The sequence below is a fragment of the Streptomyces sp. NBC_00259 genome (assembly GCF_036181745.1).
Classification (GTDB): Bacteria; Actinomycetota; Actinomycetes; order Streptomycetales; family Streptomycetaceae; genus Streptomyces; species Streptomyces pratisoli.
In genome coordinates, this window is sequence record NZ_CP108080.1 from 1,101,559 (window position 1) to 1,124,615 (window position 23,057).

Sequence of the window (23,057 nt, forward strand, 5' to 3'; positions counted from 1 at the left end):
TGCCCCGGCGGGCGCCTCAGCCGTCGTACTCGTCCAGCGGCGGGCAGGAGCAGACCAGGTTGCGGTCGCCGAAGGCGCCGTCGATGCGGCGCACCGGCGGCCAGTACTTGTCCGAGGGCTGGACGCCGGCCGGGAAGACGGCCTCCTCACGGCTGTACGCGTGCTCCCACTCGCCGCCGAGCGCGGCAGCGGTGTGCGGCGCGCCGCGCAGCGGGTTGTCCTCGGCGGGCCACTCGCCCGAGGCGACCTTCTCGATCTCGGCACGGATCGCGATCATCGCATCGCAGAACCGGTCGATCTCGGTCAGGTCCTCGCTCTCGGTGGGCTCGATCATCAGCGTGCCGGCCACCGGGAACGACATCGTCGGCGCGTGGAAGCCGTAGTCGATCAGGCGCTTGGCGATGTCGTCGACGCTGACGCCGGTCGCCTTCGACAGCGGCCGCAGGTCCACGATGCACTCGTGCGCCACGAGCCCGGCCGGGCCGGTGTAGAGCACCGGGTAGTGCGGCTCCAGGCGCTTGGCGATGTAGTTCGCCGCGAGCACCGCGACCTGGGTGGCGCGCGTGAGGCCCTCGCCGCCCATCAGCCGGACGTACGCCCAGGAGATCGGCAGGATGCCGGCGGAGCCCCACGGGGCGGCCGAGATCGGGCCGACTCCGGTCTCCGGGCCCGCGGTGGGCTGGAGCGGGTGGTTCGGCAGGTAGGGGGCGAGGTGCTCGCGAACGCCGACCGGGCCGACGCCGGGGCCGCCGCCGCCGTGCGGGATGCAGAACGTCTTGTGCAGGTTGAGGTGCGAGACGTCGCCGCCGAACTTGCCCGGCTTGGCGAGCCCCACCAGCGCGTTGAGGTTGGCGCCGTCGACGTACACCTGGCCGCCGGCCTCGTGGACCTGGGCGCAGATGTCCGCGACGTGCTCCTCGAACACACCGTGCGTGGACGGGTACGTGATCATGAGGACGGACAGCTCGTCACGGTACTGCTCGATCTTGGCGCGCAGGTCCGCGATGTCGATCTCGCCGTCGTCCGCGGTCTTCACGACGACGACCTTCATGCCCGCCATGACGGCGCTGGCGGCGTTGGTGCCGTGCGCGGAGGACGGGATGAGGCAGACGGTGCGCTGCTCGTCACCGTTGGCGCGGTGGTACGCGCGCACCGCGAGCAGACCCGCGAGCTCGCCCTGCGAACCGGCGTTCGGCTGGATGGACACCTTGTCGTAGCCGGTGACCTCGGCGAGACGCTCCTCCAGCTCACGGATCAGGGTCAGATAGCCCTGGGCCTGCCCGACGGGAGCGAAGGGGTGGATCTGGCCGAACTCGGGCCAGGTGACCGGCTCCATCTCGGTCGTCGCGTTCAGCTTCATGGTGCAGGAGCCGAGCGGGATCATGCCGCGGTCCAGCGCGTAGTCGCGGTCGGCGAGCTTGCGCAGGTAGCGGAGCATCGCGGTCTCGGAGCGGTGCGCGTGGAAGACCGGGTGGGTGAGGATGTCGTCGTTGCGCAGCAGCGCGGCCGGGAGGGTGTCGACGGCCGTGGCGTCGAGCGCCTCGATGTCGCCGTCGACGCCGAAGGCGGACCAGACGGCGGTCAGCTGGGCGCGCAGGGTGGTCTCGTCGCAGGAGATCGAGACATGGTCGGCGTCCACGAGATGCAGGTTGACACCGCTCTCACGGGCGGCGTCGACGATGCCGGCGGCCTTGCCGGGAACCCGGACGGTCAGCGTGTCGAAGTAGGCGCCGTGCACCGGCTCGACGCCCCCGGCGCGCAGGCCCTCGGCGAGGATCGTGGCGTAGCGGTGGGTGCGGCGCGCGATCGCCTTCAGGCCCTCGGGACCGTGGTAGACCGCGTACATGCCGGCCATCACGGCGAGCAGCACCTGCGCGGTGCAGATGTTGCTGGTGGCCTTCTCGCGGCGGATGTGCTGCTCACGGGTCTGCAGGGCGAGACGGTAGGCCCTGTTGCCGTCGGCGTCGACGGAGACGCCGACGAGGCGGCCGGGGAGGCTGCGGGCGTGCTTGTCTTGGACCGCCATGTAGCCGGCGTGCGGTCCGCCGAAGCCCATGGGGACGCCGAAGCGCTGCGTGGTGCCGACGGCGATGTCCGCACCGAGCGCGCCGGGCGAGGTCAGCAGGGTCAGCGCGAGCAGGTCGGCGGCGACGGTGACGATCGCGCCGAGCTCATGGGCCTGGTCGATGACCGGCTTGATGTCGCGGACGGCGCCCGAGGCACCCGGGTACTGGAGCAGCACGCCGAAGACGCCGCGCTCGGCGATCCCGGCGGGGATGCCGTCGCTGAGATCGGCGACGACGACCTCGACGCCGGTCGGCTCGGCGCGGGTCTCGATCACGGCGATGGTCTGCGGCAGCGCGTCGGCGTCGACCAGGAAGACGCCCTTGACCTTGCCGACCCGGCGGGACAGGGACATGGCCTCGGCGGCCGCGGTGCCCTCGTCGAGCAGGGAGGCGCCGGAGGTGGGCAGCCCGGTCAGATCGGCGACCATCGTCTGGAAGTTGAGCAGGGCCTCGAGGCGGCCCTGGGAGATCTCCGGCTGGTACGGCGTGTACGCCGTGTACCAGGCGGGGTTCTCCATGACGTTCCGCAGGATGACCGGCGGCGTGAACGTGCCGTAGTAGCCGAGGCCGATCATCGGGGCGAGGACCTTGTTGCGGTCGGCGAGGGTGCGCAGCTCGGCGAGGACCTCGGCCTCGGTGCGGGCTTCGGGGAGCCCCAGGGCCTCGGCGTTCTTGATCACGTCCGGTACGGCGGCGGCGGTCAGCTCGTCCAGCGAGCCGTAGCCGACCTGCGCGAGCATCTTCGCCTGGGCCTCGATGTCGGGCCCGATGTGGCGCTGCTCGAAGGGGGTGCCTCGCTCCAGCTGGGAGAGCGGAATGCGGTTGGCGGTCATTGCGGAGGCCTCCTGGTCGTTACGACCTTCGAGGGGCACCACGGCGCGGGTGCCCGGACGGCCTCCCCCTCTGTCATCTCAACCTGAGAGCTTCACCGGATCGCCCCGCGGGCGGTCCGGCTTTCACCGTCGGTGAGAGCGGATGCCGTCCGACGCCCGCCCTGCTTTCCAGAGTGACCTCGTCCGTGCGGTACAGGGGCCTGAGAGATTCCGGGGAGGATTTGCTCCTTCGGCGGCTCCGGCCTTCGCCGGTGCGCTCTCCCGCACGGGGTCAGCAGCCGCTGCCAGCGTACCAGCGACGTCTCGTCCGGGACCGTCGAGTGGCCGACGCCCCAGATGTGCACTTTCGTAGTATTCAGTAATCCGTTGCGACCTGTTGGAGGGACCGTGCAGACCGAAATCGATCCGCGCAGCCTGATCGGCCGCAAGGCCTTCGACCGCAACGGCGCCAAGATCGGGACCGTGGACGAGGTGTATCTCGACGACGCGACGGGCGTTCCGGAATGGGCTGCGGTGCGCACCGGGCTGTTCAGCCGTGACGCGTTCGTTCCGCTGGAGCCCAGCGAGCTGGAGGGGGACGGCCTCCACATACCCTTCGAGCGCGCCCTGATCAAGGACGCACCCGACTTCGGTGTCGGCCGGCATCTCTCCCCCGATCAGGAACTGCAGCTGTACCACCACTACGGTCTGGACCTGCCCGCTCCGCCGGAGAAGCCGACCTCCCCTCCCTCGGCCTCCGACGACGCCGCCGGGAAGCCGGGCCCCGCCACGGGACCGGCGGGCGACCGCGACTTCGGCCGGCTTGCCGGGCACGACGACTGATCCGGCGGCTGCCGCACCAGCGGCAGCGGCTCCGACGGCTCCAGATCGGGGTCGTCCACGGCGAACGTCCGCACCCGCCCCGGCATCACGGACCACGGTTCCTCGAAGCGGACGGTGACACGTCCCAGCCCACTGCCCTGGACCCATCCCGCACCGTGCTCCGCGTGCCGCACGTCCTGGCCCGCGGACCAGCGCCGCTCGGCCGGGGCCGGCGTCTCCTGGTGCTCCTGCGGCTCCTCGCCCGCCGGCTCCCGCGCCGGACCTGTGTCCGCCTCGTCGTCCCGGCTCTCCCCCGCCGCGGCCTGAGCGAACAGATCCTCCTGCGTGTAGTCGGCGAGCCCGCTCACCCCCACGCCCAGCAGCCGGACTCCGCCCGTGGTGTCCACCGCCTCCAGCAGCCGGGCCGCGGCCTCCCGCACGACCGCGGGGTCGTCGGTGGGCCCGCGCAGCGTCTCCGACCGCGTCAGGGTCGTGAAGTCGAACCGCCGCACCTTCAGCACGATCGTCCGCCCCGAGTGCCCGGACCCGCGCAACCGTCGCACACAGCGGTCCGCGAGACGCTCGACCTCCGTCCTGATCCGCACGCGGTCGTGCAGATCAACGTCGAACGTGTCCTCGACGGACACCGATTTGGCGTCCCGCTCGGCGACCACGGGCCGGTCGTCGTATCCCATCGCCATCCGGTGGATCGCGGCCCCGTGCGACTTCCCCAGGAACCGTACGAGCTCGTCCTCGCCGGCCTCCGCCAGCTCGGCGACCGTGGTCATGCCCGCCCGCCGCAGATGCTCACCGGTCGCCGGCCCCACCCCGGGCAGGGTCCGGACCGGCATCGGGCCGAGCAGTTCCCGCTCGGTGCCCGGCTCGATCAGCACCAGCCCGTCGGGTTTGGCCTGCTCGGAGCCGATCTTCGCCAGCATCTTCGATCCGGCCAGGCCCACCGAACCGGTCAGCCGCGTGGCCTCGAGAATGTCCCTGCGCAGCCGCTCACCGGCCTCACGCGCCGAGTGCGCGTCATGGGCCGTGCCGCCCGCCTCCAGGTCCACGAAGGCCTCGTCCAGGCTCAGCGGCTCGACCAGGGGCGACAGCCGGCCCAGCAGCTCCATCACCTGGTCGCTGACCGATCTGTAGAGCGAGAACCGCGGGACCAGATACGCGGCGTTCGGACACAGACGGCGCGCCTGCGCCATGGGCATCGCGGAGTGCACACCGAACCGTCTCGCCTCGTACGACGCGGTGGCCACCACTCCGCGCACACCCAAGCCGCCGACGACGACCGGCTTCCCGCGCAGGCTGGGCTTCGCCGCCTGCTCCGCGGCGGCGAAGAACGCATCCATGTCCAGATGCAGGATGGTGGGCGCGGATCTCACAGCTCTGATGCTGCCCTACGGCACTGACATTCGGCCGTACGAGCGTGCGAGTCGGACCCGCGGCCGCTCTCCGGTGTCGGTGCGCGGTCAGCCGGCCCGCTCACGGCGGCGCCGCGCGAGCTCATCACCCGGATCGTGGCCGACCAGCGTCTCTCCCGTGTCGATGCGCTCGCCGTGCAGCTGCGACAGCGCTGCCTCGACATCCCGCCACACCACACCGACGGCGATCCCGAAGACGCCCTGCCCGCCCTGGAGCAGGTCGACGACCTCGTCGGGCGACGAGCACTCGTACACCGTCGCGCCGTCGCTCATCAGCGTCATGCGCTCCAGGTCCTCGAAGCCGCGGGCCCTCAGGTGCTGGACCGCCGCCCGGATGTTCTGCAGCGCGACTCCCGTGTCCAGGAAGCGCTTCACGATCTTGAGGACGACAACGTCCCGGAAGCTGTAGAGCCGCTGGGTGCCCGATCCGTACGCCGGCCGCACGCTGGGTTCGACCAGACCGGTACGAGCCCAGTAGTCGAGCTGCCGGTAGGTGATGCCCGCCGCCGCGCACGCCGTCGGTCCCCGGTAGCCGATGGTCTCGATCGTCGGGTCGGCCGTCGCACTTCCGTCGAGCGGATACGGCACGCCCTCCATCGGAGTGCGTCCGAGAGGACCCGCTGCAGTACCGTCGCCGCTGCTTCTCACGCCGACCTCCGTCCTTGACCTGCCCTCTCGACGGTAGGGAGTCGCCAAGGGTGCGTCAACGATCGCCACACTCGGCACGCCGAGTGATAATCACCCTGAGAGTGGTTTCCCGTTCCCATTTCCGGGGAAAGGCTGCTCGAATCTGCCCGTGTGCGCCGGTTTACGTCGCGGGTACCTGGTCACTGGCTGCTGGAGCCGAAATCCTCGGGCGAGATCTGATCGAGGAACTCGCGGAACTTCTCCACCTCGTCCTCCTGCTCGTCCGGGATCGCGATGCCCGCGTCGTCGAGCACCCCGTCACTGCCGTAGATCGGCGTGCCGGTGCGCAGCGCGAGCGCTATGGCGTCGGAGGGCCGGGCGCTCACCTCGACCCCACTGGCGAAGACCAGCTCGGCGTAGAACACCCCCTCACGCAGATCCGTGATCCGGACCTCGGTGAGTTCCTGGCCGACGGCCTCCAGCACGTCCTTGAACAGGTCGTGGGTCAGTGGCCTGGCGGGGGCCATGCCCTGCTGCGCGAAGGCGATCGCGGTCGCCTCCCCCGGTCCGATCCAGATGGGGAGGTAGCGGTCGCCTCCCACTTCACGCAGGAGCACGATCGGCTGGTTCGAGGGCATTTCCACCCGGACACCCACAACGTCGAGCTCGTTCACACAGCAACCCTAGGACGTGCTCGGCAGGTTTGGGTAGTCGGGCTCCCCCGAGGTCGGTGCGAGCCCGGGGCAGGCTCAGGGCAGTCGTACACCCAGTGCCGTCTGCACCAGGGCCGCGTGGAGCCGTACCGAGAGCGCCGCGAGCTCCTTCGTGGTCGCCTCGGCATGGGCTCTGGTCTGCGGATTGCGATGCCGGCGCAGCGGGGCGACCACTTGTTCGACCAGCCCCGCCTCGCGGTCCGCGGCCGCCTTCATCGCACGCAGATGCCTCGGCTCCAGACCGAATCTGCCCAGATCGGCGATCAGTTTGGCCACGGTCACGGACTCGGCGTCGTAACCCTCGTCCGCCGCCGGAGTGATGAGCCCGTAGGACTCCCATTCGTCGAGCTCCTCCTCGGTCACCTCGGCGGCGGCGAGCAGCTCGGCCCGGCCGACGCGGGCGGCGGTGGGCCGCTCCGGCTGGAGCTCCCCTGCCGCGGCAGCCTCCCCCGGCGCGCCCTGGGGCGGCAGCGAAGGCTCCTCACCACGTCCCAGGGCGTCGAGATGCTCACGGATGACCTTCAGAGGAAGATAGTGATCCCGCTGCATGCGGAGGACCTGAGCGAGCCGCTCGACATCCTCCGGGCTGAATTTACGGTAGCCCGAGGGGGTGCGCTGCGGCTCGACCAGTCCCTCGGCCTCCAGGAAACGGATCTTGGAGATCGTGACCTCGGGAAACTCGTCACGCAGCTGGGCCAGCACCGAGCCGATGCTGACCAGCCGGTTGCCACCGGCGGTGCCGTGACCGGCACCGCCCGTCGGAGTTCGCAGCATGGACTTCCCTGAGGGTCACACGCCCCGCTGGTTCGCGTAGAAGACCAGCCGGTACTTGCCGATCTGAACTTCGTCACCGTTCGCCACGACGACCGAGTCGATGGGCTCGCGGTTGACGTACGTGCCGTTGAGGCTGCCGACATCCGTGACGGTGAACGTGCCGTCGGCTCCCCTGCGGAACTCCACATGGCGACGGGACACGGTGAAGTCGTCGAGGAAGATGTCGCTCTGGGGGTGACGGCCTGCCGTCGTCAGCTCGCTGTCCAGGAGGAAGCGGCTGCCCGAGTTCGGTCCGCGACGCACCACGAGGAGTGCCGAGCCGAGCGGCAGCGCCTCGACGGCCGCCTGGGCCTCGGGCGAGAGCGAGGGAATGGGCGTCTGGCCCGTGGCCTCCGCCTCATAGGCCTCGATCCCGGAGATGGAGATCGTCGAGGTCGTCTCCGAAGCGCGCTCCGCAGGCGCTCCGGACCGCAGCGGCGCGCCGCAGTTGGAGCAGAAGCGGCTGGTTTCGGCGTTGCGATTGCCGCATCGCGTACACACCGGCATGGACGGATCCTCCTGCCGCGGCTGCCCCGCGGTGGCATGGGATGCATACGGGTCGGGCGTAAACCCTCCACCCGCACTTGAGGTTGACGGTTCCCCGAAACCTATGCGGCCGGGACCGGCAGGGTCAACAGCAGACGCGCCCTGACCGCCGGGAATGTCGCCCCCGGCGACCTCGTCCCGGAAGAGCGGGCGCTCGCCGCTCTGCTCCGCCTCCTGGCCATGGCGCGGTGCGCGATGGCGGGCGGTGCCGCTGTCATCGCGTGCGCTCTTGCCGAACAACTTCCCAAACAACTTCACGGGCGATTCCCCTTGACCGAAATAGACCCGCCCGTGGGGCAGGAACCCTGAACGAACACACTTGCCGACCCGGACACCCTCACAACGTCCGTACCCTCCGGACAGTTTCCACCACGCAGCACGCTTACGATGCGCCGACCCCCCGCAACCCTTTGTCCATGTCCGGCCTCCCCCTCACGCCCCGCCTCACCGGGAGGACGACCGAGCGTAGTCAGGCCGTTCCACAGGTCGCAAGGCGTCCACGACGATCTTCTGAGACCGCGCCACCGTGGCGGTGGCCTGCTCCTTCTCCAGGGACTGCACCACGCCCCCGGGAATGTTGAGCGCCGGCTCGAGGTCCTGAGGCTTGCCGATCACCTTGAACCGGTACGGGGCAGTGATCTTCTTCCCGTCCACCTCGATGTCGCCGTCACCGCCGGAGAAGTACGAGTCCGCGACGACCCGGGCACCGTTGACCTGGATCGCCTCGGCACCCGCGGCGCGCAGCTCCTGGATCGCGTCGAGCAGCATGTCCGACTCGACGGCACCCGCGCCATCGTCGATGGTCAGCGTGATACCGGGGCCCTCGGCCGCCACCGTACCGGCAAGGATGCCCAGCTGGCGCTCCTTTTCCTGTGTCTGCTTCCGCGCCTCTTCGGCCTGGTCCGAGCTGGTCTCCAGTTCTGTGCGCTGATCTTCGAGACGCTGCTTCTCATCTTCCAGACGCGCGGTGCGGTCATCGAGTTCATCGAGGATGCGCACGAGATCTTCCTGACGTGCCCCGCGCAACGCGCTGTTGTCGCTCGTGGAGCGGACCTGGATGGCCAGACCGAGACCGAGGACGAACAGCAGGAGCGCGACGATGAGTTGGGCGCGGGAGAAGCGGGGCGGCCAGAGTCCCGCGACCAGCCGTTGCCGGCCTGTCAGCTGCGGCCCTTCGGCGGATGGTGCCGTCTCGGCGGTGGCCGTCTCCGCGGCCTGCGTCGCCGCGGCCTGCGTCGCCGCGGCCTGCGTCGCCGGGGCCTGCGTCGCCGGGGACTGTGCCGCCGGGGCGTCCCGCTCCGCGGGCTCCGCAGCCGCGGACTGGTTCGGCAGGGGCTGCGCCTGGTGGTCGACCGGCTTCAGAGGAGTCGTGTCGTTGTCGCTCATCGGCCTCACGCCCGGAACACGTGGCGGCGGATGGCTGCCGCGTTGGAGAAGATCCGGATGCCGAGCACGACCACCACACCCGTGGACAGCTGGGCTCCGACGCCCAGCTTGTCGCCGAGGAAGACGATCAGCGCGGCGACCACGACGTTCGACAGGAACGAGACGACGAAGACCTTGTCGACGAAGATTCCGTCGAGCATGGCCCGCAGACCGCCGAAGACCGCGTCGAGGGCCGCGACGACGGCGATCGGCAGGTAGGGCTCGACCACCGCCGGAACTTCGGGGCGCAGCAACAATCCCGCCACGACTCCCACGACGAGGCCCAGTACGGCGATCACGATGTGCCCTTCCCTGTGTCTGCCGTGCCCTGCCCGGTGCGCGCTGCGGCACCGGCGGTCCTCGGCTCTGCGGTACGTACGATCAGGCTCGGCGCGGCAGGCAGGCGCACCTCTTCCTGGGCGGCGATGCTGGTGCGGAAGCCGAAGTTCTCCTGCAGCGCATGGAGGTACTGGCCGTCCACACCGTCCTGGAAGCGGGTGCTGAGCTTCTTCCCGTCCCCCACAGCGAGCACCGTGTAAGGCGGCACCAGCGGCCTGTTGTCGACGAGTATGGCGTCGCCGGCCGCACGGATCGCGGACAGCGCGGTCAGCCGCTGTCCGTTGATCGAGACGGCCTCCGCACCCGCTTCCCAGAGCCCGTTGACGACGCGCTGCATGTCGCGGTCGCGGACCCGCCCCGTGTCGGAGAAGCCGCTGTTCTCACGCGGACCGCCGCCGGCCGACTCACTGTCCTTGGCGTCGTCGACGACGAGCTTGACGCCCTGCCCGGTCACCTCGGTGGCGCCGGAGAGCAGGGCGACCAGGTCGCCCTGGCTGCCACCGTGCTTCTCCAGGGCCTTGCGCTGCCGCTCGCCGACCTCGTCACGGAGACGGTCGACGCTCTTCTCCAACTCGTCGGCCGCCGACGTCTCCGCGTCGATGCGGTCGATCAGCTCCTCGCGCTCCTTCGCCACCACGGGTGCCGATATCCGCGCCTGCGCGGCACCGAGCGTCACGACGAGTGCCGCCAGCACCAGTCCTGCCCCGAGCCACAGCCGGGCCCGCAGCGTCTTCGGCAGCGGCCCTCCCTCGGCCTGCCTGCGGGCCGCGGCCTCCGCGTATCCGTCGTCGAGGCTGTGGTCCATGACATTGTTCAGCAGCGACATGGACGCATCTGGACGCGGCGGCGGTGAGGCGGTGCTCCGGACGGGGGGCTGCTGCGGCATGCCGCACATCGTCGCACGCCGCAAGCGCTACCGCCGAATGGCCCCAGGGGTACGCCGGAGGACGGGCCCATCCGCCCTCCGGCGCACCGCTGTCAGGTCACCGATCTGCTCACTGACCTGCGCTGTCCACCACAGCCGACCACTCGTCGAGGAGCGCCTGGGCGGACGCGTCGTCCGGGCCCTCGGCCCACAGATGGGTGACGGCCTCGGCCGGGGCGGGCAGCACCATCACCCACCGGCCGTCCGCCTCGACCACGCGCACACCGTCCGTCGTGTCCACGGAGCGGTCTCCCGCCGCCTCGACCACCCTGCGCATCACGAGGCCCTTCACGGCCCATGGCGTCGCCATGTCCCGGCGCAGCACATGCGCCCGCGGAATCCGGGCGTCGATCTGGCTCAGCGTGAGCTGGGTGCGGGCCACCAGCCCGATGAGCCGCACGAACGCCGCCGTCCCGTCGAAGACGCTGCTGAACTCGGGCACGATGAACCCGCCACGGCCGTCTCCGCCGAAGATGGTGGACTCCTCCCGGCCGACCCGGGTCAGGTCGTCGGGCGAGGTGGTCGTCCACTCCACCTGTGTGCCGTGGTACGCGGCGACCTGCTCGGCGATCCGTGTCGTCGTCACCGGCAGGGCGACCCGCCCACTGCGGCGCTCGGCGGCCACGAGGTCGAGCATGACGAGCAGTGCCCTGTCGTCCTCGATGATCCGGCCCCGCTCGTCGACGAGTGACAGCCGTTCACCGACGGTGTCGAAGCGCACGCCGAACGCGGCCCGTGCGGACGCCACGATCTCACCGAGCCGCACCAGACCGGACCGCCGCTGATCGACCGTCTCGGTGGGGCGCGACTCGTCGAGCCCGGGATTGATCGTCAGCGCGTCCACGCCGAGCTTGCCGAGGAGGCTCGGCAGAACGAGCCCGGCGCTGCCGTTCGACGCGTCGACGACGACCTTGAGCCCCGCATCGGCGATCCCCGTCGTATCGACGTTGCGCAGCAGCGAACCCGTATACGAGTCGTAGACGCTGGCCGGGAAGTACAGGTCACCGATCTCGCCGGGGAACGCCCGCCGGTACTCCTGCCGCGCATAGACGCGATCCAGCTTCCGCTGTCCGGCCTGCGACAGGTCGGCTCCGCGCTCGTCGAAGAACATGATGTCGACGGAGTCCGGCACACCGGGCGACGTACGGATCATGATGCCGCCGGCGCTTCCGCGGCCGGTCTGCTGACGGGCGACGGGCAGCGGCACGTTCTCCAGGTCGCGCACGTCGATGGCGCTGGTCTGCAGCGCGGAGATCACGGCCCGTTTGAGCGCCCTCGCACCTCGCGAGTGGTCACGTGCCGTGGTGACGGTCGCGCCCTTCTTGAGCGTGGTGGCGTACGCCCCCGCGAGGCGCACGGCCAGCTCGGGCGTGATCTCGACGTTGATGATCCCGGAAACGCCTCGGGCACCGAAGAGATGCGCCTGACCGCGCGACTCCCAGATCACCGATGTGTTGACGAAGGCGCCGGCCTCGATGGTCTTGAACGGGTAGACGCGCACATTGCCCTGGACGATCGATTCCTCGCCGATCAGGCACTCGTCGCCGATGACGGCGCCGTCCTCGATCCGTGCGGCCCGCATGATGTCGGTGTTCTTACCGATCACGCAGCCGCGCAGATTGCTGTGCTGCCCGATGTACACGTTGTCGTGAATGACGGCACGGTGCAGAAATGCGCCGCTCTTCACGACCACGTTCGACCCGACGACGGTGTGCTCGCGAATTTCGACATCGGCTTCGACTTTTGCGTAGTCCCCGATGTAGAGCGGCCCGCGCAGCACAGCGTCCGGATGGACCTCGGCGCCTTCCGCCACCCATACGCCGGGCGAGATCTCGAAGCCGTCGAGTTCGACGTCGACCTTGCCTTCGAGGACGTCCGCCTGGGCCTTCACATAGCTCTCGTGGGTGCCCACGTCCTCCCAGTAGCCCTCGGCGATGTAGCCGTAGATCGGCTTGCCTTCCTTCATGAGCTGCGGGAAGACATCACCGGACCAGTCCACCGGCACATCGGCCTCGACATAGTCGAAGACCTCGGGCTCCATGACGTAGATGCCGGTGTTCACGGTGTCCGAGAAGACCTGGCCCCAGGTCGGCTTTTCGAGGAACCGCTCGACCTGCCCGTGCTCGTCCACGATGGTGATGCCGAATTCGAGAGGATTCGGCACCCGGGTGAGGCACACCGTGACCAGTGCGCCCTTTTCCTTGTGGAACGAGATGAGATCGGTCAGGTCGAAGTCGGTGAGAGCGTCCCCGGAGATGACGAGAAACGCGTCGTCCTTCAGCGCCTCTTCGGCATTCTTCACGCTCCCCGCGGTGCCGAGTGGCTTCTCCTCGTTGGCATAAGTGAGCTCCATTCCCAGCTCTTCGCCGTCACCGAAATAGTTCTTGACGAGGGAGGCCAGGAACTGGACGGTTACGACCGTCTCAGTGAGCCCATGCCGCTTCAGCAAGCGCAGCACATGCTCCATGATCGGCCTATTGGCCACCGGCAGGAGTGGCTTGGGCATGCTCGAGGTCATGGGGCGAAGTCGCGTACCTTCGCCGCCAGCCATCACGACGGCCTTCATGTCGGAAGCGTCCTCCTTGAAGAGACGACGGTCCAGCCGACTTCACCCGTCCGGGCAGGTCCTTCTCCATGTCACGTCGGACCGGCGGACTCTGCACAGCTCTGTGCAAACGGCTCAATCGGCCACGGCATCAGCCTTGACGAGTCGGCGGACCTGAACCACGTAGAGGATCCCTGCCCACCAATACAGAGTTGTACCCCATCCTGCGAACGCCCATCCGAAGACTTCGGCAAGTGACGCAAGCCACGTGTTTCCGTCACTGAGCAGCAGGAGCGGGAACGCATACATCAAGTTGAAGGTAGCGGCCTTGCCCAGGAAGTTCACCTGGGGAGGCGGATAGCCGTGCCGGCGGAGGATTCCCACCATCACCAGGAGCATCAACTCCCGTGCCAAAAGGGCCAGGGTCAGCCAGAGTGGCAGGATCTCGCGCCAGGTCAGGCCCACCAGGGTGGAAAGGATGTAAAGCCGGTCGGCGGCAGGGTCGAGGATCCGTCCCAGGCTGCTGATCTGGTTCCAGCGGCGGGCCAGCTTCCCGTCCAGATAGTCGCTGACCCCGCTCAGCGCCAGCACCAGCAGTGCCCATCCGTCGGCCTTCGGGCCGCCGAACTCGGGCAGCAGGATCAGCCACAGGAACAGCGGTACGCCAAGTAGGCGAGCCATGCTGAGGATGTTGGGGATGGTGAGTACCCGGTCGGTCTGAACACGGGTCTCCTGGACCTCCACCCGGGGGCCTCCTGTGCCGAACGTACCAACGATGCCCCATGACCTTACCCTCAGGCGGATACGGGGTATACACAGGGGTCGTCGCCCATGGGCCCTGGAACGCAGAAAAGCCCCGGACCAGTACCTGGTCCGGGGCTTTCCCCACAATTTGTTCGGCGGTGTCCTACTCTCCCACAGGGTCCCCCCTGCAGTACCATCGGCGCTGAAAGGCTTAGCTTCCGGGTTCGGAATGTAACCGGGCGTTTCCCTAACGCTATGACCACCGAAACTCTATGAAGATGTGAACTGGCCGACCACGGGGTGGTCTCGGCGTGTTCGTTACTTCAGAACTAACACAGTGGACGCGAGCAACTGAGGACAAGCCCTCGGCCTATTAGTACCGGTCAACTCCACCCATTACTGGGCTTCCATATCCGGCCTATCAACCCAGTCGTCTACTGGGAGCCTTACCCTCTCTAGGAGGTGGGAGTCCTCATCTCGAAGCAGGCTTCCCGCTTAGATGCTTTCAGCGGTTATCCCTCCCGAACGTAGCCAACCAGCCATGCCCTTGGCAGGACAACTGGCACACCAGAGGTTCGTCCGTCCCGGTCCTCTCGTACTAGGGACAGCCCTTCTCAAGACTCCTACGCGCACAGCGGATAGGGACCGAACTGTCTCACGACGTTCTAAACCCAGCTCGCGTACCGCTTTAATGGGCGAACAGCCCAACCCTTGGGACCGACTCCAGCCCCAGGATGCGACGAGCCGACATCGAGGTGCCAAACCATCCCGTCGATATGGACTCTTGGGGAAGATCAGCCTGTTATCCCCGGGGTACCTTTTATCCGTTGAGCGACGGCGCTTCCACAAGCCACCGCCGGATCACTAGTCCCGACTTTCGTCCCTGCTCGACCCGTCGGTCTCACAGTCAAGCTCCCTTGTGCACTTACACTCAACACCTGATTACCAACCAGGCTGAGGGAACCTTTGGGCGCCTCCGTTACTCTTTAGGAGGCAACCGCCCCAGTTAAACTACCCATCAGACACTGTCCCTGATCCGGATCACGGACCCAGGTTAGACATCCAGCACGACCAGAGTGGTATTTCAACGACGACTCCACCCATACTGGCGTATGAGTTTCACAGTCTCCCACCTATCCTACACAAGCCGAACCGAACACCAATATCAAACTGTAGTAAAGGTCCCGGGGTCTTTCCGTCCTGCTGCGCGAAACGAGCATCTTTACTCGTAGTGCAATTTCACCGGGCCTATGGTTGAGACAGTCGAGAAGTCGTTACGCCATTCGTGCAGGTCGGAACTTACCCGACAAGGAATTTCGCTACCTTAGGATGGTTATAGTTACCACCGCCGTTTACTGGCGCTTAAGTTCTCAGCTTCGCCCCACCGAAATGGAGCTAACCGGTCCCCTTAACGTTCCAGCACCGGGCAGGCGTCAGTCCGTATACATCGCCTTACGGCTTCGCACGGACCTGTGTTTTTAGTAAACAGTCGCTTCTCGCTGGTCTCTGCGGCCACCCCCAGCTCAGAGTGCAAGACTCATCACCGGACATGGCCCCCCTTCTCCCGAAGTTACGGGGGCATTTTGCCGAGTTCCTTAACCATAGTTCACCCGAACGCCTCGGTATTCTCTACCTGACCACCTGAGTCGGTTTAGGGTACGGGCCGCCATGAAACTCGCTAGAGGCTTTTCTCGACAGCATAGGATCATCCACTTCACCACAATCGGCTCGGCATCAGGTCTCAGACTATGTGCACGACGGATTTGCCTACCGTGCGTCCTACACCCTTACCCCGGGACAACCACCGCCCGGGCTGGACTACCTTCCTGCGTCACCCCATCACTTACCTACTACAGATCTGGACCGGCGGCTCCACCACTCCCCCTCACTCCGAAGAGATCAGGGGCGGCTTCACGGCCTTAGCATCGTCTGATTCGATATTGGGCGTTTCAAAGCGGGTACCGGAATATCAACCGGTTGTCCATCGACTACGCCTGTCGGCCTCGCCTTAGGTCCCGACTTACCCTGGGCAGATCAGCTTGACCCAGGAACCCTTAGTCAATCGGCGCACACGTTTCCCACGTGTGTATCGCTACTCATGCCTGCATTCTCACTCGTGAACCGTCCACAACTCGCTTCCGCGGCTGCTTCACCCGGCACACGACGCTCCCCTACCCATCACAGCGGGCGTTGGCCCTCATGCTGCAATGACACGACTTCGGCGGTACGCTTGAGCCCCGCTACATTGTCGGCGCGGAATCACTTGACCAGTGAGCTATTACGCACTCTTTCAAGGGTGGCTGCTTCTAAGCCAACCTCCTGGTTGTCTCTGCGACTCCACATCCTTTCCCACTTAGCGTACGCTTAGGGGCCTTAGTCGATGCTCTGGGCTGTTTCCCTCTCGACCATGGAGCTTATCCCCCACAGTCTCACTGCCGCGCTCTCACTTACCGGCATTCGGAGTTTGGCTAAGGTCAGTAACCCGGTAGGGCCCATCGCCTATCCAGTGCTCTACCTCCGGCAAGAAACACACGACGCTGCACCTAAATGCATTTCGGGGAGAACCAGCTATCACGGAGTTTGATTGGCCTTTCACCCCTAACCACAGGTCATCCCCCAGGTTTTCAACCCTGGTGGGTTCGGTCCTCCACGAAGTCTTACCTCCGCTTCAACCTGCCCATGGCTAGATCACTCCGCTTCGGGTCTAGAGCGTGCAACTCAATCGCCCTGTTCGGACTCGCTTTCGCTACGGCTTCCCCACACGGGTTAACCTCGCTACACACCGCTAACTCGCAGGCTCATTCTTCAAAAGGCACGCAGTCACGACGCACCGAGCAAGCTCGATGCGCGACGCTCCCACGGCTTGTAGGCACACGGTTTCAGGTACTATTTCACTCCGCTCCCGCGGTACTTTTCACCATTCCCTCACGGTACTATCCGCTATCGGTCACCAGGGAATATTTAGGCTTAGCGGGTGGTCCCGCCAGATTCACACGGGATTTCTCGGGCCCCGTGCTACTTGGGAATAACTCAAACGAGCCGTTGATGTTTCAGCTACGGGGGTCTTACCCTCTACGCCGGACCTTTCGCATGTCCTTCGCCTACATCAACGGTTTCTGACTCGTCTCATCGCCGGCAGACGATGAAAGAGATATCCCACAACCCCGCATGCGCAACCCCTGCCGGGTCTCACACACATACGGTTTGGCCTCATCCGGTTTCGCTCGCCACTACTCCCGGAATCACGGTTGTTTTCTCTTCCTGAGGGTACTGAGATGTTTCACTTCCCCTCGTTCCCTCCACACTGCCTATGTGTTCAGCAGCGGGTGACAGCCCATGACGACTGCCGGGTTTCCCCATTCGGAAACCCCCGGATCAAAGCCTGGTTGACGGCTCCCCGGGGACTATCGTGGCCTCCCACGTCCTTCATCGGTTCCTGGTGCCAAGGCATCCACCGTGCGCCCTTAAAAACTTGGCCACAGATGCTCGCGTCCACTGTGCAGTTCTCAAGCAACGACCAGCCACCCACCACCCCGCCCTTCTAGGACGAGTTCACTGGGGCCGGCATCGCGAAGGGCGAGCTCACGCTCGCACCCTCAGACACCCAACAGCGCGCCCGGCACAACCAGTCGAGACTCTGCGTTCCACGCCGAAGCAGTACTAACAGTCCTCATCCTGATCGTGCCGAATAATCAACGTTCCACCCTTGAGCAAACCACCGTCGGACATTCGCCGACGTAGTGGCTCTGGACCCCCGGGCAAGCCCGGCGGCCTAGAAGCTCCTTAGAAAGGAGGTGATCCAGCCGCACCTTCCGGTACGGCTACCTTGTTACGACTTCGTCCCAATCGCCAGTCCCACCTTCGACAGCTCCCTCCCACAAGGGGTTGGGCCACCGGCTTCGGGTGTTACCGACTTTCGTGACGTGACGGGCGGTGTGTACAAGGCCCGGGAACGTATTCACCGCAGCAATGCTGATCTGCGATTACTAGCAACTCCGACTTCATGGGGTCGAGTTGCAGACCCCAATCCGAACTGAGACCGGCTTTTTGAGATTCGCTCCGCCTCGCGGCATCGCAGCTCTTTGTACCGGCCATTGTAGCACGTGTGCAGCCCAAGACATAAGGGGCATGATGACTTGACGTCGTCCCCACCTTCCTCCGAGTTGACCCCGGCGGTCTCCTGTGAGTCCCCATCACCCCGAAGGGCATGCTGGCAACACAGGACAAGGGTTGCGCTCGTTGCGGGACTTAACCCAACATCTCACGACACGAGCTGACGACAGCCATGCACCACCTGTACACCGACCACAAGGGGGCGACCATCTCTGGCCGTTTCCGGTGTATGTCAAGCCTTGGTAAGGTTCTTCGCGTTGCGTCGAATTAAGCCACATGCTCCGCTGCTTGTGCGGGCCCCCGTCAATTCCTTTGAGTTTTAGCCTTGCGGCCGTACTCCCCAGGCGGGGAACTTAATGCGTTAGCTGCGGCACCGACGACGTGGAATGTCGCCAACACCTAGTTCCCAACGTTTACGGCGTGGACTACCAGGGTATCTAATCCTGTTCGCTCCCCACGCTTTCGCTCCTCAGCGTCAGTAATGGCCCAGAGATCCGCCTTCGCCACCGGTGTTCCTCCTGATATCTGCGCATTTCACCGCTACACCAGGAATTCCGATCTCCCCTACCACACTCTAGCCTGCCCGTATCGAATGCAGACCCGGGGTTAAGCCCCGGGCTTTCACATCCGACGTGACAAGCCGCCTACGAGCTCTTTACGCCCAATAATTCCGGACAACGCTTGCGCCCTACGTATTACCGCGGCTGCTGGCACGTAGTTAGCCGGCGCTTCTTCTGCAGGTACCGTCACTTTCGCTTCTTCCCTGCTGAAAGAGGTTTACAACCCGAAGGCCGTCATCCCTCACGCGGCGTCGCTGCATCAGGCTTTCGCCCATTGTGCAATATTCCCCACTGCTGCCTCCCGTAGGAGTCTGGGCCGTGTCTCAGTCCCAGTGTGGCCGGTCGCCCTCTCAGGCCGGCTACCCGTCGTCGCCTTGGTGGGCCATCACCCCACCAACAAGCTGATAGGCCGCGGGCTCATCCTTCACCGCCGGAGCTTTCAACCCTCTCCCATGCGGAAGAGAGTGGTATCCGGTATTAGACCCCGTTTCCAGGGCTTGTCCCAGAGTGAAGGGCAGATTGCCCACGTGTTACTCACCCGTTCGCCACTAATCCACCCCGAAGGGCTTCATCGTTCGACTTGCATGTGTTAAGCACGCCGCCAGCGTTCGTCCTGAGCCAGGATCAAACTCTCCGTGAATGCTTCCCGGTAATCCGGGTGAACACCACGAGAGCGGTGCGACCAAGAGGAATGGTCCCGGTCGCACACAGCGTCCTCGCTGTGTCGCCTACCCGCCACATGGGCCGGTAGGACTTTTCAAAGGAACCTCATCTCCACGATGGGAGACGGGGTATCAACTAATCTGGCGTTGATTTTTGGCACGCTGTTGAGTTCTCAAGGAACGGACGCTTCCTTCGTACTCACCCGCAGAACATTCTCTGGGGCTTTCCTCCGGGCGCTTCCCTTCGTGTTTCCAGCTTAGCAGATCCGATTTCCGTTTCTGCCACCCGCTGGAGCGGGCTGCCGGGCCGTTCTACCGCTTTCGCGATTTCCCTTTCCGGGCTTCGGAACTCTATCAGCCTTTTTCCGTCCGTCTGACCAACCACGTCTGCGGGCATGCAGAGGTGTAGACCAGTTACGATGTCGGGGCTTGATAGGTGCTGCCGACCCATGACGCGTAGTCGCGTCGTGGCCAGGCAGGGGTACGACAGTACATGTCGCCGGTAGACGAGGCAAATCGTTTCCGGAGCCCTCCAGGTCCGCCCAACTGGTAGCTCTCGCACGGAACCTGGACTTCCTATGACATACGCTTCTGAACAGTACGCCGTCCAGGACAGGCAGTGACGGCGACAGTTGAATCTCCACCCCCTGGGAGGCCCCCCATGACAACCGTGACGTCGCCTGTGGCCGGCCGTGCCATCGGGCTTGCCGCTGTGCCCGATCCGGTGTTCTCCGGTGCGATGGTCGGCCCCGGTACCGCGATCGATCCCGTACGTGAACCGTCCGAGGCCGTGTCTCCCGTGGATGGCATCGTTGTCTCCCTGCACCCGCACGCTTTCGTCGTCGTCGACTCCGAGGGGCACGGAGTGCTGACCCACCTCGGCATCGACACGGTGCAGCTCAATGGGGAGGGCTTCGAGCTCCTCATCAACAAGGGCGACACCGTGACCCGTGGCCAGGCCGTCGTGCGCTGGAACCCCGTCGCCGTCGAGGCGGCCGGCAAGTCCCCAATCTGCCCCGTCGTGGCGCTCGAGGCCTCGGCCGACGCACTGGCCGGTGTCCGTGAGGACGGCGACGTGAAGTCCGGCGACGAGCTGTTCAGCTGGCAGTGACCGCTCCGTCGTAGAGACGGGTTCGCCGTCGTGGAGACGGGCCAGTGGTAGATCCATCGCGGCGGCTGGGACCGCCGCACAATCGGAGACGGGTGAAATGGAGACAACGCTGCGAGGCGTCGGCGTGAGCCACGGGGTGGCGATCGGCGAGGTTCGGCACATGGGCACGGCGGTTCTGGAACCGCCGGCCAAGCAGATCCCGGTGGAGGACGCCGAGCGCGAGCAGGGGCGCGCCAGGCACGCCGTCGACGCTGTGGCCGCCGATCTTGTCGCGCGCGGCAATCTGGCCGGCGGCGAGGCTCAGCACGTGCTCGAGGCGCAGGCCATGATGGCCCAGGACCCGGAGCTCATGGCGGATGTCGACCGGCGCATCGCCGTCGGCAGCACGGCCGAGCGCGCCGTGTACGACGCCTTCGCCGCGTACCGGGCTCTGCTGGCGGGTGCCGGTGAGTACCTGGCCGGGCGTGTGGCCGACCTCGACGACGTACGGAACCGGATCGTGGCGCGCCTGCTGGGTGTGCCGATGCCGGGTGTGCCGGACAGCGACGAGCCCTACGTACTGATCGCGCGGGACCTCGCTCCCGCGGACACGGCGCTGCTCGACCCGACGCTGGTGCTCGGCTTCGTCACCGAGGAGGGCGGGCCGACCAGCCACAGCGCAATTCTGGCGCGGGCCCTCGGGGTCCCGGCCGTCGTGGCGCTGCCGGGCGCCTGTGAGCTGGCCGAGGGCACGGTCGTCGCGGTGGACGGCAGTACGGGTGAGATCTTCGTGGAGCCGAGCGGCGAGCGGCGAGCGAAGCTGACCGAGGCGGCCGCGGCGCGGAAGGCCGCGCTCGCGGCGTCCACCGGTCCGGGTGCGACGTCCGACGGGCACAAGGTGCCCCTGCTGGCGAACGTCGGCGGTCCTGCGGACGTCCCGGCGGCGGTGGCCGCCGGGGCCGAGGGGGTCGGTCTGTTCCGCACCGAGTTCCTCTTCCTCGACGACAGCAAGCAGGCGCCGTCGGAGGCCAAGCAGGTCGAGGCCTACCGGAAGGTGCTGGAGGCGTTCCCCGAGGGCCGGGTGGTCGTGCGGGTGCTGGACGCGGGTGCGGACAAGCCGCTCGACTTCCTGACGCCCGCGGACGAGCCGAACCCGGCGCTGGGTGTGCGCGGGCTGCGCACTCTGCTCGACCATCCCGACGTTCTGCGGACGCAGCTGACCGCGCTGGCCAAGGCTGCCGAGGGACTGCCCGTCTACCTCGAGGTCATGGCGCCGATGGTTGCGGACCGCACGGACGCGAAGGCGTTCGCGGACGCGTGCCGTGCGGCGGGGCTGAACGCGAAGTTCGGCGCGATGGTCGAGATTCCGTCCGCCGCGCTGCGGGCGCGCTCGGTGCTGCAGGAGGTGGAGTTCCTGTCGCTGGGCACGAACGACCTGGCGCAGTACACCTTCGCGGCCGACCGGCAGGTGGGTGCGGTGTCGCGGCTGCAGGACCCGTGGCAGCCCGCGCTGCTCGACCTCGTGGCGCTGTCCGCGGATGCGGCCAAGGCCGAGGGCAAGAGCTGTGGTGTCTGTGGTGAGGCGGCGTCGGATCCGCTGCTGGCCTGTGTGCTGACCGGTCTGGGGGTCACCTCTCTCTCGATGGGCGCGGCGTCGATTCCGTATGTGCGGGCGACGCTGGCGAAGTACACGCTGGCTCAGTGCGAGCGTGCGGCCGCCGCGGCGCGTGCCGCGGACACCGCCGAGGAGGCGCGGCTCGCCGCGCAGGCGGTGTTGTCCGGGGAGTGACCTGACGGCCGGTGTGTGGAGGGGCTTCCCGCCTGTGCGGCGGGGAGCCCCTTTTCCGTTCCCCAGGGTCAGTCGCCGAGGTCGAAGCCCGCGCAGTACTGGACGCCGGGCTCCGGGGAGAGTGGCTCTCCGGTGTCCGCGTCCGTGCAGTAGGCGCTGAAGACCTCGCCCTCGGTGAGCGGGACGAGACGGCCGTGGTGGAGTCGCCAGCCGTGGAGCCGGTCGGGGGCGTCGGGCGCGGACGTCCTGAGCACGACGCCTCCGGGGCTGCCGAGAGCGATGCCGACGGCGAGGACCGTGGCGAATTCGGCGCCTTCGGTGGGGTCGAGCTCGGCCGGTGCGCTGGCGTCGCGTGTGGTGGTGTGGAGGACCGCCAGGAGTTGGTCCTCCGTGGCGGGGACGCTGCACACGAGGTGGTGGGTCCCCGGGCCCGCGCCGGCGAGAAGAGCGAGCAGCAGCTGTGAGGCGCGCTCGAACGCGGAGCGGCCGAGGTCCTCGCCGCAGTCCGTGCAGCCGCCGAGGTCACCGAGCAGGCCGGTGGCGTACTGCCATGTGGCGTGGCGGACGGAGAGGTTGACGAGCAGCGGAACGAGGTCGTCGATCGGCTGGCCGGTGTAGGCGACGGCGGCGCCGGCCGCCGCGACCTCCGCGGTGTAGCGGCCGCGGCTGGCGGAGGAGTCCGGGTCGAGTCCGCGCTCCGTGCAGAAGGCGGCGAAGTCCTCCGGGTCGAACAGGGCTACCGCGGTGTGCCCTCCCTGTTCGGACAGTCCTCTGAGCAGGCCCTCGACGTGGTGGAGATAGTCGGGATGGTCGTCGAAGGCGAAGCTCCGGTATCGGCGCATGGCCGCGAAGTCGTGGTCGTCGGCCAGGAGGCCGACGGTGGACGCCACGTCACGGCGCAGTGCTCGCCGCATGGACTGCCGCTTGGTCCTGGTGCGCGTCTTGTTCCTGGTGTGGGTCATGAATCCCCCTGGTCCCCGTGAGCGCTGTTGATCAGTGCTCACTCACCGTAACCGTGAGCACTGACAACGTGACGTCG

The 23,057-nt window shown here is 66.8% G+C and carries 14 protein-coding genes, 3 rRNA genes, 1 pseudogene and 1 riboswitch; of the genes and pseudogenes, 3 read left to right on the forward strand and 15 right to left on the reverse strand.

From position 1 onward, the window contains the following. Positions 1 to 16 precede the first annotated feature (16 nt). Entirely contained in the window at positions 17 to 2,899 is a 2,883-nt protein-coding gene (gene gcvP / locus OG766_RS04935) for an aminomethyl-transferring glycine dehydrogenase (protein ID WP_266375984.1), read from the reverse strand. A 178-nt stretch (positions 2,900 to 3,077) separates the two neighbouring features. Then, positions 3,078 to 3,173: riboswitch (glycine riboswitch) on the reverse strand. A 62-nt stretch (positions 3,174 to 3,235) separates the two neighbouring features. Between gcvP and OG766_RS36715 the strand changes: the two are divergent. Further along, a pseudogene (locus OG766_RS36715) lies at positions 3,236 to 3,433 on the forward strand (PRC-barrel domain-containing protein); the annotation flags it as partial. A 146-nt stretch (positions 3,434 to 3,579) separates the two neighbouring features. Here OG766_RS36715 and OG766_RS04945 read toward each other — a convergent pair. The 13 genes from OG766_RS04945 to OG766_RS05005 all read right to left on the reverse strand — a co-directional run bounded on the left by OG766_RS04945 (position 3,580) and on the right by OG766_RS05005 (position 19,117). After that, on the reverse strand, positions 3,580 to 5,088 hold the full coding sequence (locus tag OG766_RS04945; protein WP_328724637.1) for a DNA polymerase IV: 1,509 nt from the start codon (positions 5,086 to 5,088) through the stop codon (positions 3,580 to 3,582). A gap of 87 nt (positions 5,089 to 5,175) precedes the next feature. Further along, entirely contained in the window at positions 5,176 to 5,724 is a 549-nt protein-coding gene (locus OG766_RS04950) for a MerR family transcriptional regulator (RefSeq protein WP_266375980.1), read from the reverse strand. 230 nt (positions 5,725 to 5,954) lie between these two features. Beyond that, positions 5,955 to 6,428 (reverse strand): bifunctional nuclease family protein, encoded by a 474-nt coding sequence (locus OG766_RS04955; protein ID WP_026281837.1) that lies wholly within the window; start codon positions 6,426 to 6,428, stop codon positions 5,955 to 5,957. A 75-nt stretch (positions 6,429 to 6,503) separates the two neighbouring features. Next, positions 6,504 to 7,241, reverse strand: coding sequence for a transcriptional regulator FtsR (gene ftsR, locus OG766_RS04960; protein WP_266375978.1), 738 nt, complete (start codon positions 7,239 to 7,241; stop codon positions 6,504 to 6,506). Between the two features lie 15 nt (positions 7,242 to 7,256). Beyond that, the gene (locus OG766_RS04965) at positions 7,257 to 8,189 is read right to left on the reverse strand and encodes an FHA domain-containing protein (protein WP_266378253.1); all 933 of its coding nucleotides are present in this window, start codon (positions 8,187 to 8,189) and stop codon (positions 7,257 to 7,259) included. Between the two features lie 81 nt (positions 8,190 to 8,270). Continuing rightward, positions 8,271 to 9,212 (reverse strand): DUF881 domain-containing protein, encoded by a 942-nt coding sequence (locus OG766_RS04970; protein WP_328724638.1) that lies wholly within the window; start codon positions 9,210 to 9,212, stop codon positions 8,271 to 8,273. Positions 9,213 to 9,217: 5 nt separating this feature from the next. Continuing rightward, positions 9,218 to 9,550 (reverse strand): small basic family protein, encoded by a 333-nt coding sequence (locus tag OG766_RS04975; protein WP_242332811.1) that lies wholly within the window; start codon positions 9,548 to 9,550, stop codon positions 9,218 to 9,220. Next, a complete protein-coding gene (locus OG766_RS04980) occupies positions 9,547 to 10,476 on the reverse strand; it encodes a DUF881 domain-containing protein (RefSeq protein ID WP_266375974.1) in 930 nt (309 codons plus the stop codon). The genes OG766_RS04975 and OG766_RS04980 overlap by 4 nt, the downstream gene beginning before the upstream one ends. Positions 10,477 to 10,585: 109 nt before the next feature. Further along, on the reverse strand, positions 10,586 to 13,081 hold the full coding sequence (locus OG766_RS04985) for a mannose-1-phosphate guanyltransferase (protein ID WP_266375972.1): 2,496 nt from the start codon (positions 13,079 to 13,081) through the stop codon (positions 10,586 to 10,588). 114 nt (positions 13,082 to 13,195) lie between these two features. Next, entirely contained in the window at positions 13,196 to 13,804 is a 609-nt protein-coding gene (locus tag OG766_RS04990) for a CDP-alcohol phosphatidyltransferase family protein (protein WP_266375970.1), read from the reverse strand. Positions 13,805 to 13,954: 150 nt separating this feature from the next. Then, positions 13,955 to 14,071: ribosomal RNA gene (gene rrf / locus OG766_RS04995) — 5S ribosomal RNA — on the reverse strand. Positions 14,072 to 14,157: 86 nt separating this feature from the next. Next, positions 14,158 to 17,282 (reverse strand): 23S ribosomal RNA (locus tag OG766_RS05000). 309 nt (positions 17,283 to 17,591) lie between these two features. Further along, positions 17,592 to 19,117: ribosomal RNA gene (locus OG766_RS05005) — 16S ribosomal RNA — on the reverse strand. Together the 16S, 23S and 5S rRNA genes form the textbook arrangement of a ribosomal RNA operon. A gap of 683 nt (positions 19,118 to 19,800) precedes the next feature. Between OG766_RS05005 and OG766_RS05010 the strand changes: the two genes are divergently transcribed. Both OG766_RS05010 and ptsP read left to right on the forward strand, forming a co-directional pair. Then, positions 19,801 to 20,250, forward strand: a complete 450-nt coding sequence (locus OG766_RS05010; RefSeq protein ID WP_266375969.1) for a PTS sugar transporter subunit IIA — start codon at positions 19,801 to 19,803, stop codon at positions 20,248 to 20,250. Positions 20,251 to 20,347: 97 nt separating this feature from the next. Then, positions 20,348 to 22,018 (forward strand): phosphoenolpyruvate--protein phosphotransferase, encoded by a 1,671-nt coding sequence (gene ptsP / locus OG766_RS05015; protein WP_266375967.1) that lies wholly within the window; start codon positions 20,348 to 20,350, stop codon positions 22,016 to 22,018. A 68-nt stretch (positions 22,019 to 22,086) separates the two neighbouring features. On the opposite strand, the gene OG766_RS05020 is transcribed toward ptsP, so the two are convergent. Further along, positions 22,087 to 22,980, reverse strand: coding sequence for a hypothetical protein (locus OG766_RS05020; RefSeq protein WP_266375965.1), 894 nt, complete (start codon positions 22,978 to 22,980; stop codon positions 22,087 to 22,089). Between the last annotated feature and the right edge of the window lie 77 nt (positions 22,981 to 23,057).